Genomic DNA, 13,554 nt, shown 5'->3' with positions numbered 1-13,554 from the left:
GGTTACCAATAGGTCTCTTTACGTTTAGCTCGAGCAATAATGTTTTGTGGCATTCTCTGCTCAAGCCCCTCACGTAATAAGGTAATACGTTTATGCTGACGCTTATCTGCCGTTACCGAGTTGTATAACCAGCGGTACGCATCTTCGTAGTCTAACGGGCTACCATAATCTCTCAACAATAATTCAGCGAGCTGAATACGGGCATTAAGGTCGCCCATTTTAGCGGCCTCTCTTAGATATGGGATAGCCTTTTCGCGATCCTGCTGTACAAAAGTACCATGAGCGTAATACGACCCCATTCGCTCTAAAGCGGCAGGTAAACCCTGATGAGCCGCGCTTTCGATATAGTACAAACCAAGCTCGATATCTCGATCAACACAGACTCCCCAACTTAACATATCCCCATACAGAAACTCATAAGAAGGCAAGTTGATACGAGTCGCACGCGCAACGATATCTTCCACTAACTGGCACTTATCCGCTTTTACACGTTCTAAATGTTTGTTCTGCTCAATCAGTTTGATGAGCTCAGATTCGCTGTAAATCGGTACAGGTTCACCTACGTCCGTTAGCTCAGCTGCTTTTGCTGTTGCCAAGGAAGCATGGAGCACCAATATCAGCGAAGCTGCGATAGTTCGTAGCTTCATTGCTGTACTCTTATCAATTCTATTAGCCATCATTTTTTTAGTGTACGACGTGCACACTGGCTAAGCTTGATCTTTGTATCGACCATCTAGAGTATCTCTTTAGGCAAAACTTGTCGATCAGCGGCAATTTTTTGCCTCCAGATCACATGTTTTTGCCACAACAATGAGTTAGAGCCGAAACATATTTGCACCAATCGAATCCGCTCGATATTAAATGGCGTGCTGGTCGTCTATTAAAATTTTCCTCAACCATGCTCAGTTATCATCTGACCAAGAGTTTTGATTGAACAAAATTTAACCCAACCAAGAAAGTATATACCCAAATGACCTCAAGATGCAGGATTCAGAGCTTCATCAACGAGCCTAGATCAAACTCAATCACGGTAGGAATAGTCATTCCCTTTCAACGTAGAATGACTATGTCTTCAAATCAGTGCCTTGCCTAAGAGCGAGACCATTCTCGCTGAAACAGCATCTTGAGGTTACTTGGGGTATAAATATAAAAAAACCGGCTAGTCAGCCGGTTTTTCTCAAATAATCACCAAGGATTATGCATCAAATGGGTGAGATTTGATGATGGTTTCACGACGGTCTGGGCCTGTTGATACGATATCAATTGGCACACCAGTTAACTCTTCAATGCGTTTGATGTAATCAAGAGCCGCTTGAGGTAGTTTATCGATAGATGTTGCACCGTAAGTACTTTCCGACCAACCTGGCAGAGTTTCATAAATCGGAGTAATACCTTCGTATGCATCAGCAGCTAGAGGTGACACTTCTAGTACTGTACCGTCTTCTAGTTGGTAACCTGTACAGATTTTCACTTCTTTTAGGCCATCTAAAACATCAAGTTTTGTTAGGCAGAAGCCAGTTACAGAGTTAATTTGAACTGCGCGGCGTAGAGCCACTGCATCAAACCAACCACAACGACGTGCACGACCCGTTGTTGCACCAAACTCAGCGCCTTTAGTGCCTAAGTGGTTGCCAACTTCGTCAAATAGTTCAGTCGGGAATGGACCTGCACCAACACGTGTGCAATATGCTTTCACGATACCGCAGATATAACCTAAATGGCGAGGACCGAAACCTGAACCTGCAGCAACACCACCAGCAGTCGTGTTAGAAGAGGTAACATATGGGTAAGTACCATGGTCGATGTCTAGAAGAGTACCTTGAGCACCTTCGAACATGATTTTGTCGCCACGTTTACGAGCAGCGTCTAGTTCGTTAGTCACATCGATAACCATAGAAGTTAATAGGTCTGCATAACCCATCACTTGTTCAAGCACTTCTTCATAGCTTACTGGTTCAACTTTGTAGAAATGTTCTAACTGGAAGTTATGGAATTCCATGACTTCTTTCAGTTTGGCAGCGAACTCTTCTTTATTAGCTAAATCACCAACACGTAAACCACGACGAGCTACTTTATCTTCGTAAGCAGGACCGATACCACGACCAGTTGTACCAATCGCTTTCTTGCCGCGTGCCGCTTCACGAGCCTGATCAAGAGCTACGTGATATGGCAGAATTAGTGGACACGCTTCAGAAATGTATAGGTTCTCACGAACAGGAACACCACGTTCTTCAAGTTCTTTCATTTCATGCAGCATTGCGTCTGGTGATAGCACTACGCCATTACCAATGATGCATTTAACGTTTTTATGAAGGATACCTGATGGGATTAGGTGGAGTACGGTTTTTTCACCGTCGATAACTAGTGTGTGGCCTGCGTTGTGGCCGCCTTGATAGCGAACAACGTATTTTGCGTCTTCAGTTAGAAGATCAACGATCTTTCCTTTACCTTCGTCACCCCATTGAGTGCCGAGGACAACTACATTATTTCCCATTTTTCCAAGTCTGATTGCTAGTTAAAAATGGATTCTAGCACTGATCGTTTTTTGATGCAGTCACTTTTTAAGCATGAAAAAATCATAAGATCAGTACTAGTTATTACTTTTGGTTATTTAAGCGCAATTATTCGTCCGAATAGATTTTTACCGACAATTGCCCATCGCAATCGATTGCGGCACGATACATCCCCGAACTATTCATCGCAAAATGAATTTTCCCTTGCGCATCAATGGCTATCAAACCACCTTCACCACCGATCGTTTTCAGATCTCCTTGAATGATCGTCTCACATGCCGTCGCCACATCTTCTTTCAAGTATTTCATTCGTGCTGCGACATCACCAGCTACCATTTTACGAATAAAAAATTCCCCCATCCCAGTACAAGAAACCGCAACATTATTATTTTCTGCTACTGTTCCTGCACCAATGATAGGTGAATCACCAATACGACCAAATTTCTTATTCGTGATCCCACCGGTACTTGTTGCTGCGGCGAGATTGCCATGTTGGTCCAATGCGACAGCGCCAACGGTGCCATGTTTGCGATCATCTGGGTATTTTGCTTCTGATAAAGCAACATGTCCCTGCTTTTTCATCGCCAGCAACTGCTCATAACGACGATCTGTGAAGAAATAGTCTTGTTCAGTGAAAGCATAATCATGCTGGAATGCGAACTCTTCAGCCCCCTCTCCCATTAAAAAAACATGGTCGCTATGAAGCATGACATCACGAGCCAACTCAACCGGGTTTTTAATATGTCGAACACCAGCAATAGCACCAGCGTTAGAATTACTACCGTCCATTACAGAGGCATCCATTTCAACCATCTCTTTATGAGTTAATACTGCCCCGTGGCCTGCATTAAAGTTGGGAGAATCTTCCATCACCTTTACCGCAGCAACAACTGCATCAACAGCAGTTCCCCCATTCGCTAAAATATGGTGCCCTGCTTGAACTGATTTTTCTAAATCCGCCAAAATAGACTGTTTAAGATCTTCACTCATGTTTTCACGCAAAATCGTGCCTGCGCCGCCATGAATAGCGATAGAGAAAGGTTGCGACATGTAAACTCCCAGTATAATTGTGCTTTTTATACGAGTTTGTCGATTTTTTCTGCAGAGTCAACAAAAAAACGCTGCTAAGCAGAGCTCAACAGCGTTTATAAGTATTTATTACTTAGAGGAATATTTTATTCCAGCGTAACGTTTGTTCTTAGTGAGAACAACCGCAACCACCGTTACCACCACAGCAACCTTCGCCATGATCGTGGTCATGATCGTGGTCGTGACCATGCGCTTGGTGAACATGGCCATGATCGATTTCTTCAGCAGTTGCTTCACGAACTGCAACCACTTCAACGTCAAACGTTAGAGTTTGACCAGCAAGCATGTGGTTACCGTCAACAACAACTTCATCGCCATCAACTTCAGTGATTTCTACAGGGATTGGACCTTGGTCTGTATCCGCTAGAAAACGCATACCAACTTCTAGTTCGTCAACACCTTGGAACACGTTCGCAGGAACGCGTTGAACTAGATCATCGCTGTGTTCACCGTAAGCATCTTCAGGAGCAAATGTCGCAGAGAACTTATCGCCTGCAACTTTGCCTTCAAGTTCACGTTCCAAACCAGTGATTAGGTTGTTGTTACCGTGAAGGTATTCTAGAGGCGCATCAGTAGTTGACTGATCTACAACAACACCATCTTCTAGTTTCACTTGGTATGCCAAAGCGGCTACCACGTTCTTTTCAATTTTCATACAAGCTCCAAGGAGTTTATTGCTCTTAGCATCAGTGAACTGACCCAAGCATACATATAAGATGGGCGATATTATGAAGATCCTCAGCAGAAACTCAAATGATTATTCTGGCTTAAAGATTCCTATCATCTGTTCACTGGTTCTACCTGCCTTTTCGACAGACTGCGGTTTACGCTGCTCAGAGTAGCCACATTCGACGCACTCTACCAGCTCGATGTTATTTTCAATCCACCAACGAAGTGTATCTTGCGAATGACAGGATGGACAACTTGCCCCTGCAATAAAACGCTTTTTGTTTGTCACGACTTGATCTACTCCTCATCCCAATAGCCACGACCGATACGATCATTCTCCATTTCGCGACCAAATATCTCTTCGAGTTCTTGGCGCGCTTCTTTGGCTCTTAGGGTCATTTTCTTATCTTCCATATGCTGTGGCAGCAATTTGGTCAGCATAGCAGTATCTAAACGTTGAAAATGTGCTTCGGCTCGTTTTGCTTGATATGGATGCATTCCCAAAGAGACTAAAGTCTTACGTCCCAATTCTAATGCCCCAAGAAATGTCTCTCGTGAATAGCCTTCTACGTCCTGGCTGATTAGCTGGTAAGCCTCAACTCGGCTACGAGCTCGGGCTAATATTTTGAGTTGCGGAAAATGATGCTGGCATAAATCGACAATTTTCATCACTTCATCTGGAACGTCAGTACAAATGACAATGGCTTCTGCCTTTTCTGCCCCTGCAACGCGCAACAGTTCTAAGTTCGATGCGTCACCATAAAATACTTGATAACCAAATTTACGTAGCAGCCGAATCTGACTGGCATCACTTTCAAGCACAGTCACTTTAATTTTATTGGCCGACATCAAACGGCCAACAATTTGCCCAAAACGGCCAAAACCCGCAATGATAACGCGAGGTTCTTTATCTTCAACATCAACAGGCATTGAATCATCATGAGTCGTTTGATTAAGAGAACGAGCAAACCAGCGCTTTTGAATACTCAGCAATAGTGGTGTGGTAACCATAGATAAACTCACAACAACTAATAAAAATGACACCTGATCCCGAGACAAAAGTTGCTCTGCATTCGCTGCGGTAAAAATAACAAAAGCGAACTCTCCACCTTGGCTCAAAATAGCGGCCATATTGCTACGCGCTTTCGCGCCAGTACCAACAATTCTTGCTAGGAGATATAAAATCGCTCCCTTAATGACGACCAACCCAACCACAGCCTGCAAAATTAACCACGGCTCAACCAACAGTAACCCTAAGTCGACAGACATCCCAACCGCGATAAAAAACAATCCGAGTAACAATCCCTTGAATGGCTCAATGGCAATCTCTAGTTCATGACGAAATTCACTTTCCGCTAATAACACCCCAGCGATAAATGCCCCAAGCGCCATAGAAAGCCCGATTTGTTCCATCATTAGCGCAATACCAATCACCAACAGCAATGCTGCAACCGTAAATAGCTCGCGCACACCACTCAAAATGATGTAACGAAATATCGGACTTAACAGAAAATGGCCGCCAACCATTAAGCCAACAATACCAGCAATCATCCATACGCCATCGATCCAAGTACCACCAGAGTTTCCCGCCAATACCGGCATTAATGCCAACATAGGAATCACCGCGATATCTTGAAACAGCAGCACTGAGAATCCACTTTGTCCTGTCTCTGTGTGGGTTAATTCTTGCTCTTCAATCACACGCAGTGCAATGGCTGTAGAAGAGAGTGCCAACCCCATGCCAATCACTAAACTGGTGCGCCAATCTAAGCCAGCCATTGAAGCGATACTCGATAAGATCCCTGTGGTCACAACAACTTGAGCACCACCCAGCCCCAAGATTGGCATACGCATTTGCCATAGCTTCTTCGGGTTCAGTTCCAATCCAATCAAAAACAGCAGCAATACAACGCCAAATTCAGCGAAATGAAGGATGGCATCCACATCACTGATTAACCCTAACCCCCACGGGCCAATAACCACACCAGCCAGCAAGTAACCAATAACGGAACCTAATCCCGCCCTTTGAGCTAGTGGGACTGCGACAACCGCAGCAGTTAAGAATATCGCTCCACTTTGTAGTAATTCACTTGTCGTCGATTCCATGGCGACTCCTTAATTGTTCAGTGGATTGATGAGCCATTGCCGATATTTCTCAGCATGTTGGTAACGCTCTAAATCAGTGACGTTTCGAGCCCAATAAAGAACGAGCGGTTCAACCCACTCCATTTGGCATAGAGAGGCGGTCAATTCAAAAGGTTGCAGAATTTGATTAAGAGAATAGCGGTTATAACCTTGCTCGCCGAATGCTTGCTCTCGCCCTCCAGTAGTAATAACACTGCGCCAATATTTCCCTTTTAAGGCACTAGATTCCCCAAAAGCAAACCCCTTACCGAGTACCGTATCTATCCACTCTTTTAACAGCGCTGGGCAGGAATACATGTAGAGTGGATGTTGAAAAACAATGACATCATGAGAGAGTAAACGTTGATGCTCAGCATGAATATCAATAAAAAAATCTGGGTACGTTGCGTAGAGATCTAAAATAGTGACGTGTTTAAGTGAGCGGATCTTTTTGATCAGCGCTTTATTAGCTTTAGATTGATCGGGATCGGGATGAGCATAAATTATCAATACTTTAGGTATTGGCTTCCCTGCATCTAGCGACATCACCATTCTCTAACACAACTCCTTATGTTATTTATTTGTTACTAGCATCATAACCTATCATCAAGCGACTGCAAGATAAGCACGTAAGCAATTGAACTTTACCCACTATTTTATCCTTCATTGGGTGGGATTCAGCCATATCTGAACACAAAGGTTATTTATCCATACTTTGGTATAACAATCGACATTTCACCTCATAACCCCTACTATTCCTCGCGCAAACCTGAGGAAAAGCGAAATTTATGATTATCTTCTCTGACATACAGTTACTCCGTGGCGGTAAGCCGCTGCTTGATGGCGCCTCAGCCACCATTCACCCAGGCGATAAAGTGGGCTTGGTCGGTAAAAATGGCTGCGGTAAATCCACCCTCTTTGCTTTGATGAAAGACGAACTGTCTATCGATGCAGGTTCAATTAGCCAGCCTTCTAGCTGGGAATTAGCATGGGTTTCTCAAGAAACGCCGGCATTAGAACGAACCGCATTAGATTATGTTATTGATGGTGATCGTGAATATCGTGATCTAGAACGACAACTGGCTGAAGCAGAAGCCAAAGATCAAGGTACACGTGTCGCAGAGTTACATGGCAAGATCGAAACTGTCGGTGGCTACAGTATCCAAGCCCGCGCCGCTGAACTATTAGATGGCCTAGGCTTTAGTCAAGAACAGATGAATTGGTGCCTCACACAGTTCTCTGGGGGTTGGCGTATGCGTTTAAACTTAGCCCAAGCTCTGTTATGTCGCTCTGATTTACTGCTGCTCGATGAGCCAACCAACCACTTAGATCTTGATGCAGTGATGTGGCTAGAACGTTGGCTACAAACCTATCCAGGCACTTTGGTTATTATTTCGCACGACCGTGATTTCCTTGATCCGATCGTAGGCCGCATCATTCACATTGAAAACCAAAAGCTCAACGAGTACACCGGCAACTACTCTTCGTTCGAAGAACAACGTGCACAGAAACTACTGCAACAACAAGCGATGTATGAGAAGCAACAGAAACAGATGTCGCATATGCAAAGCTACATCGACCGCTTCCGTTACAAGGCGTCCAAAGCTCGCCAAGCACAGAGTCGAATCAAAGCCTTAGAAAAAATGGAAAAAACGCTACCTGCGCAATTTGATAACCCATTTAGCTTTGAATTTCGTGAACCTCATGCACTGCCTAACCCTATCTTAATGATGGATGAAGTTTGCGCCGGCTACGGCGATAAGCTCATTTTGGATAAAATTCGTCTTAACCTAGTTCCGGGTAGCCGAATTGGCCTTCTTGGTCGCAACGGTGCGGGTAAATCCACATTAATCAAACTTCTTTCTGGCGATCTGGCTCCTCAAGCCGGTGAATTGACATACTCGCAAGGTGTAAAAATTGGTTACTTTGCCCAGCATCAATTAGAAACCTTGCATCCAGAAGAAACCCCACTCCAGCATATGATGCAAATTGCGCCCGATCAGACCGAGCAACAATTACGCGATTATTTAGGGAGTTTTGGTTTCCAAGGAGATAAAGCGTTAGATCCTGTAGGGCCATTCTCTGGTGGGGAAAAAGCTCGTCTGGTACTGGCACTACTGGTTTGGCAAAAACCTAACCTACTTCTGCTCGACGAACCAACCAACCACCTTGATCTCGATATGCGTCAAGCTCTAACGCTCGCATTACAAAGTTATGAAGGTGCAATGGTGATTGTCAGCCACGACCGTTACTTATTGCGGGCGACCACCGATGATCTTTACCTAGTTCATGATCATCAAGTAGAACCATTTAATGGTGATTTAACCGATTACTATAAATGGCTCACTGAGCAACACCGAGCAATTCGGAAAGAAGCCGCCGGACAAAGCGACAGTAAATCCAATGCAAATAGTGCCGTTGCGAAAAAAGAACAAAAGCGCCGTGAAGCCGAATTTCGTAAACAAACCGCACCAATTCGCAAGAAGCTGACACAGCTAGAAGAGAAAATGGATAAGTTAAACACCATTATCTCAAAGGCTGAAGAACAGTTATCTGACTCCAGCCTTTATGAAAGCGAAAATAAAGCTAAACTTACGGAAATACTCGCGGTACAAGCCAATAGTAAATCCGAGCTTGAAGAAGTAGAGATGGACTGGATGGCAGAGCAAGAAACACTCGAAGAAATGGAAAAGGAATTTAATATCTGATGAGCCAAAAACACGTCACGACCACCTTAACGCTCGAACGCTTGTGGCAATTTAGCCTCCAGTATTACAGCGTGCGCGAGGTGAAAGAAGCGTGTTTAAGCCTACAGAATAATTTCCACGGCAACGTTAACTTATTGCTGCTATTGAAATGGCTTGATGAAGAGAAGTTAACGTTTGCCGAGCACGACTGGCCAACCGTTTCAGACTGTTTGAGTAGTTCAGAAACCTTGCTGCATAGCTATCGGGAACTGAGGCGAAAGCTGAAGCTATCCGTTCCCGAAACCTTATACCGCGAAGCATTGCAGTTTGAATTACAATTAGAAAAACAACAGCAGTCTGATTTGGTTCACTGTATCGCCAATCTTTCCCTTGCCACGACAGATACTCCTGCTCTCGCCGCTCGTTATTGTCGTCATCTAGGTGCGGAGCACTTAGGTCGTATTTTTTCCAAACCTATTGAGCCTTTCTCTTCTAAATCCTAATTCGTTGTTTCTTGATTCAGGTGCATACCATGCCTTCATTTATTGCTGCTCACGGCATAACTAACGCTCACTTACAAACTTTGCTGCCGCGTTTATTTCGCCGTAAGCCACTACTATCACCACACTGGCAAACCATAGATACACCCGACGGTGATTTTCTCGATCTTGTTTGGAGTGAAGATTACCGTCAACTCGAATCCCTTACCAAACCAGTTTTTGTGCTTTTTCATGGATTGGAAGGGAGTTTTTTCAGCCCATATGCTCACGGCTTGATGAACGCTTTTGCGAAACAGGGCTGGCTCAGTGTGATGATGCACTTTCGTGGCTGTAGTGGACGGCCAAATAATCTTGCCCGAGCTTACCACTCGGGTGAAACCGGAGATGCACGGCAAGTATTAGAATATGTTCGTGAACGTTGTCCTAATCGCCCAATTATCGCAACAGGTGTTTCACTCGGTGGCAATATGCTGGTGAACTATTTAGCCCAATACAATGATGATCCCATCGTATCGGGAGCCACTATCATCTCAGCCCCACTGGAATTAGGCGCGTGTTCCCAACGTATTGAACGTGGTTTCTCTCGCTTGTATCGCAATTACTTACTTAGCTCGCTAAAAAACACTGCGCTCCTTAAGCACCAGAAGATGAAAGAAGCATTAGGTATTACTGCAGCCCAAATAAAACAAGTCACACGGCTTATCGATTTTGATGATTTGATTACCGCCCCACTGCATGGTTTTCGCGATGCGCAAGATTACTATCAACGCTGTTCAGGGTTACAGCGCTTACCTGATATCACCATTCCAACGCGACTGATTCAAGCACAAGATGACCCATTCATGACTGATGAAATCATTCCAACCTTCACGCTACCCAAAAATTTGGATTATCAGCTGACTGAGCATGGTGGGCATGTAGGGTTTATTACGGGCAGCTGGAACCAACCCAAAATGTGGTTAGAAGAAACACTCCCCCAATACTATCAAGAATATCTCTAGCTAACTGAGGTATAATGACTTCAGAAAAAAACAGAGGTGAAGAATGATTGTTCCTTGGCAGCAAATTGATCCAGAGACACTTGAAAATTTGATTCGCGAGTTCGTCCTACGTGAAGGAACCGATTACGGTGACCATGAAATACCACTGCAACAGAAAGTCGATCAGGTAAAGCATCAAATCCAAACGGGAGATGCGGTAGTATTTTATTCCGAATTACATGAAACTGTAGACATAAAGCTTAAGCATCAGTAAATCCCCAAAAAGGTTGGAAATTCCATGCTATAGTGAATCCACTATTAGGAATTTCCTGTTCAGGATCACTAGACAAGGTTTGTCATGTCAGCGAAACACCCCATTATTGCTGTAACAGGTTCATCAGGAGCCGGAACAACAACAACTTCGGAAGCGTTCCGAAAAATGTTCAATATGATGTCGGTGCAACCTGCTTGGGTTGAAGGCGATAGCTTTCACCGTTTTACTCGTCCAGAAATGGATGTCGAAATTCGTAAAGCTCGTGAACAAGGCCGCCATATCAGCTATTTTGGCCCTCAGGCTAATAACTTTCCTGCATTAGAAGACTTTTTCCGCCAATATGGAAAAAGCGGAACAGGCCAAATACGTCGCTATCTTCATACCTTTGATGAAGCTGTACCATACAACCAAATGCCTGGCACCTTTACACCTTGGCAAGATATTCCAAGTAATACCGATGTGCTTTTTTACGAAGGACTACACGGTGGTGTCGTCGATGGTGACGTCAATGTGTCACAACATGTTGATTTTCTGATCGGTATGGTACCGATTGTTAACTTAGAGTGGATTCAAAAGTACGTTCGAGATACCCGAGATCGTGGGCATTCTCGAGAAGCAGTGATGGATTCCATCGTACGCTCGATGGATGATTATTTAAATTATATTACCCCGCAGTTTTCTCGTACTCATATCAATTTTCAGCGAGTACCCACAGTAGATACGTCAAACCCATTAAATGCGAAGGGCATTCCAAGTTTAGATGAAAGTTTTGTCGTAATCAGACTTCGCGGGATAAAAAATGTCGATTTTCCCTACTTGCTAGCAATGATAGATGGATCCTTTATGTCTCGGCATAACACCATTGTTGTTCCTGGGGGAAAAATGAGTTTTGCAATGGAATTAATCGTGAGACCGATCCTGCAACAACTCATAGAAAGCGGTAAAATTGGTTGATTCATCACACACGAATTTCGCTTACTTTTCATACCGTGATCATAAGCACGTTTTTGCGCAAAAATTCGGCCAAACGACACGATTAAAGTCAAGAAATTCGAAGTGAAAAAGGATACTATTCTTTAACGGAAACAAGATAACTTGCAGTGAATCCAAACTCTTCTTATTCTAGTAAGCCTGAATAAGGCTTCGCTAAATTATGGATAGCGGCAAGCGTACCCTGCAGAGGAAGTGAGATATTATGGTTCTAGGTAAACCTCAAACAGACCCAACATTAGAGTGGTTTCTTTCACACTGTCATATTCACAAATACCCATCAAAGAGCACTTTGATACACGCGGGTGAAAAGGCAGAAACGTTGTATTACATCGTCAAAGGTTCTGTTGCGGTATTGATCAAAGATGAAGAAGGTAAGGAGATGATTCTTTCCTATCTAAATCAGGGTGATTTTATCGGCGAACTTGGTCTTTTCGAAGAAGGTCAAGAGCGTACAGCCTGGGTTCGTGCTAAATCACCATGTGAAGTGGCAGAAATTTCATTTAAGAAATTCCGTCAGTTAATCCAAGTAAACCCAGATATTCTAATGCGTTTATCAGGGCAAATGGCACGTCGTCTACAAGTTACTAGCCAAAAAGTTGGTGATCTTGCATTCCTTGACGTAACTGGCCGCATTGCACAAACACTATTGAATCTAGCGAAACAGCCAGATGCAATGACTCACCCAGACGGTATGCAAATTAAAATTACTCGTCAAGAAATCGGTCAAATCGTGGGTTGTTCTCGCGAAACTGTTGGTCGTATTCTTAAAATGCTTGAAGAACAAAACCTTATTTCCGCACACGGTAAAACTATCGTGGTATACGGCACACGTTAATTCTTTTTAACAAGCATATGAATATGTAAAGCCACCTTTCGCAGGTGGCTTTTTCTTAGTGGGTAATCCAAGAAAGCTGACTCAGCGTTGCCGATGAGTACTTTCAAAAATCTTATTGGCGGATGCTTCAACGAACCCTTGATAGAGTTGACCATCCGGTTGCTGATAACGTTTAGCAAATTCATAAAAGCCACCGGGAATCGACAATACGCCATCACTAAATGCCACATTCACCGTATCTGCAAGCGTGGAGGATTGCTCTAAACACACTTCTGGTGAACCTTTAACATCACCACCAGATTGGTTGATAGCAAACCCTTGCTGACGCAAGAATGCATTTACAGTGCTTACCTCATCAAATGCGTTTAGCTGGTTCACACTCACTGTAAAATGATTAGCACCATATCCATGCGCAGCGAGCCAACTGGCATATTCACTCTCTAAAGCTAGCTGCTTATAGTCATCAATGGTTATAGACCAAGGTCGCCCTCGATACAAAAATGCCCCTGATGCTATATCTAACTCTTCACTTTGCTCCAATAGCGACGCAATAATTTGTTGGGCTTCCAACGTTAATTGTTCCACTAATAATTCACTAATGAACACTTTCGGTAAGCTTGGATCCGGATGTTGGTAGTGCCGAGCATAGAGCTTTTTCTCCCGAAAATGATATTCACCGCCCATCTCATAACCCAATGCAATAAACGTTTTTGCCAGCGCTTCAATACCTAAGTGATTGCTTTTAAACGTTCTCAGAGCAATATGATCATTAATAAGTGGCGTGTCTTCCTGTAATAAGTGGTGAACCTTTTCTGCCGACGGACACAAGCGCGTGGTGTAATCCAGCCATAAGCTGTCAAACAATTGGTTTACTGTCATGACTTACTCCT

General features: G+C 43.8%; 14 protein-coding genes. 6 read left to right on the top strand and 8 right to left on the bottom strand.

Annotated elements, in window-relative coordinates; all coding sequences use genetic code 11:
- Positions 1-2 precede the first annotated feature (2 nt).
- From motX to kefG, 7 genes are all read right to left on the bottom strand, one after another.
- Complete coding sequence (gene motX, locus F9817_RS03775; protein ID WP_161153633.1) at positions 3-647, bottom strand: flagellar protein MotX; 645 nt, start codon at positions 645-647, stop codon at positions 3-5.
- 548 nt (positions 648-1,195) lie between these two features.
- Positions 1,196-2,494, bottom strand: a complete 1,299-nt coding sequence (locus tag F9817_RS03770; protein ID WP_161153632.1) for an adenylosuccinate synthase — start codon at positions 2,492-2,494, stop codon at positions 1,196-1,198.
- A 127-nt stretch (positions 2,495-2,621) separates the two neighbouring features.
- The gene (locus F9817_RS03765; RefSeq protein ID WP_161153631.1) at positions 2,622-3,563 is read right to left on the bottom strand and encodes an isoaspartyl peptidase/L-asparaginase family protein; all 942 of its coding nucleotides are present in this window, start codon (positions 3,561-3,563) and stop codon (positions 2,622-2,624) included.
- Positions 3,564-3,711: 148 nt separating this feature from the next.
- Complete coding sequence (gene slyD / locus F9817_RS03760; protein ID WP_161153630.1) at positions 3,712-4,257, bottom strand: peptidylprolyl isomerase; 546 nt, start codon at positions 4,255-4,257, stop codon at positions 3,712-3,714.
- A 102-nt stretch (positions 4,258-4,359) separates the two neighbouring features.
- Positions 4,360-4,560, bottom strand: a complete 201-nt coding sequence (locus F9817_RS03755; RefSeq protein WP_161153629.1) for a YheV family putative zinc ribbon protein — start codon at positions 4,558-4,560, stop codon at positions 4,360-4,362.
- 8 nt (positions 4,561-4,568) lie between these two features.
- On the bottom strand, positions 4,569-6,377 hold the full coding sequence (gene kefB / locus F9817_RS03750; RefSeq protein ID WP_161153628.1) for a glutathione-regulated potassium-efflux system protein KefB: 1,809 nt from the start codon (positions 6,375-6,377) through the stop codon (positions 4,569-4,571).
- A gap of 9 nt (positions 6,378-6,386) precedes the next feature.
- The gene (kefG, locus tag F9817_RS03745; protein ID WP_408063535.1) at positions 6,387-6,947 is read right to left on the bottom strand and encodes a glutathione-regulated potassium-efflux system ancillary protein KefG; all 561 of its coding nucleotides are present in this window, start codon (positions 6,945-6,947) and stop codon (positions 6,387-6,389) included.
- A gap of 236 nt (positions 6,948-7,183) precedes the next feature.
- Between kefG and F9817_RS03740 the strand changes: the two genes are divergently transcribed.
- From F9817_RS03740 to crp, 6 genes are all read left to right on the top strand, one after another.
- The gene (locus F9817_RS03740) at positions 7,184-9,103 is read left to right on the top strand and encodes an ABC transporter ATP-binding protein (RefSeq protein ID WP_161153627.1); all 1,920 of its coding nucleotides are present in this window, start codon (positions 7,184-7,186) and stop codon (positions 9,101-9,103) included.
- Positions 9,103-9,585 carry a TIGR02444 family protein gene (locus F9817_RS03735; RefSeq protein WP_161153626.1) on the top strand — a complete coding sequence of 161 codons (483 nt, stop codon included), beginning with the start codon at positions 9,103-9,105 and terminating at the stop codon, positions 9,583-9,585. Before F9817_RS03740 ends, F9817_RS03735 begins: the two co-directional genes overlap by 1 nt.
- A 29-nt stretch (positions 9,586-9,614) precedes the next feature.
- Positions 9,615-10,583: a hydrolase gene (locus F9817_RS03730; protein WP_161153625.1), complete on the top strand. Its 969-nt coding sequence runs from the start codon at positions 9,615-9,617 to the stop codon at positions 10,581-10,583.
- 43 nt (positions 10,584-10,626) lie between these two features.
- A complete protein-coding gene (locus tag F9817_RS03725) occupies positions 10,627-10,836 on the top strand; it encodes a YheU family protein (RefSeq protein ID WP_161153624.1) in 210 nt (69 codons plus the stop codon).
- 84 nt (positions 10,837-10,920) lie between these two features.
- Positions 10,921-11,790: a phosphoribulokinase gene (locus tag F9817_RS03720; RefSeq protein ID WP_161153623.1), complete on the top strand. Its 870-nt coding sequence runs from the start codon at positions 10,921-10,923 to the stop codon at positions 11,788-11,790.
- A 241-nt stretch (positions 11,791-12,031) separates the two neighbouring features.
- Entirely contained in the window at positions 12,032-12,664 is a 633-nt protein-coding gene (crp, locus tag F9817_RS03715) for a cAMP-activated global transcriptional regulator CRP (RefSeq protein WP_004728582.1), read from the top strand.
- An 81-nt stretch (positions 12,665-12,745) separates the two neighbouring features.
- On the opposite strand, the gene F9817_RS03710 is transcribed toward crp, so the two are convergent.
- Entirely contained in the window at positions 12,746-13,543 is a 798-nt protein-coding gene (locus tag F9817_RS03710) for a DUF1338 domain-containing protein (protein ID WP_161153622.1), read from the bottom strand.
- Positions 13,544-13,554: the final 11 nt, after the last annotated feature.

Source organism: Vibrio eleionomae, from assembly GCF_009874545.1.
GTDB lineage: Bacteria > Pseudomonadota > Gammaproteobacteria > Enterobacterales > Vibrionaceae > Vibrio > Vibrio nitrifigilis.
Note: the sequence above shows the minus strand (reverse complement) of the source record. Positions and strands in the feature narration are given on the sequence as shown.

Coding starts and splice junctions, on each gene's coding strand:
- crp (WP_004728582.1), top strand. CDS start 12,032: ATGGTTCTAGGTAAACCTCAAACAGACCCAACATTAGAGTGGTTTCTT.
- F9817_RS03710 (WP_161153622.1), bottom strand. CDS start 13,543: ATGACAGTAAACCAATTGTTTGACAGCTTATGGCTGGATTACACCACG.
- motX (WP_161153633.1), bottom strand. CDS start 647: ATGAAGCTACGAACTATCGCAGCTTCGCTGATATTGGTGCTCCATGCT.
- F9817_RS03725 (WP_161153624.1), top strand. CDS start 10,627: ATGATTGTTCCTTGGCAGCAAATTGATCCAGAGACACTTGAAAATTTG.
- F9817_RS03735 (WP_161153626.1), top strand. CDS start 9,103: ATGAGCCAAAAACACGTCACGACCACCTTAACGCTCGAACGCTTGTGG.
- kefB (WP_161153628.1), bottom strand. CDS start 6,377: ATGGAATCGACGACAAGTGAATTACTACAAAGTGGAGCGATATTCTTA.
- F9817_RS03765 (WP_161153631.1), bottom strand. CDS start 3,563: ATGTCGCAACCTTTCTCTATCGCTATTCATGGCGGCGCAGGCACGATT.
- kefG (WP_408063535.1), bottom strand. CDS start 6,947: ATGGTGATGTCGCTAGATGCAGGGAAGCCAATACCTAAAGTATTGATA.
- F9817_RS03720 (WP_161153623.1), top strand. CDS start 10,921: ATGTCAGCGAAACACCCCATTATTGCTGTAACAGGTTCATCAGGAGCC.
- slyD (WP_161153630.1), bottom strand. CDS start 4,257: ATGAAAATTGAAAAGAACGTGGTAGCCGCTTTGGCATACCAAGTGAAA.
- F9817_RS03770 (WP_161153632.1), bottom strand. CDS start 2,494: ATGGGAAATAATGTAGTTGTCCTCGGCACTCAATGGGGTGACGAAGGT.
- F9817_RS03730 (WP_161153625.1), top strand. CDS start 9,615: ATGCCTTCATTTATTGCTGCTCACGGCATAACTAACGCTCACTTACAA.
- F9817_RS03740 (WP_161153627.1), top strand. CDS start 7,184: ATGATTATCTTCTCTGACATACAGTTACTCCGTGGCGGTAAGCCGCTG.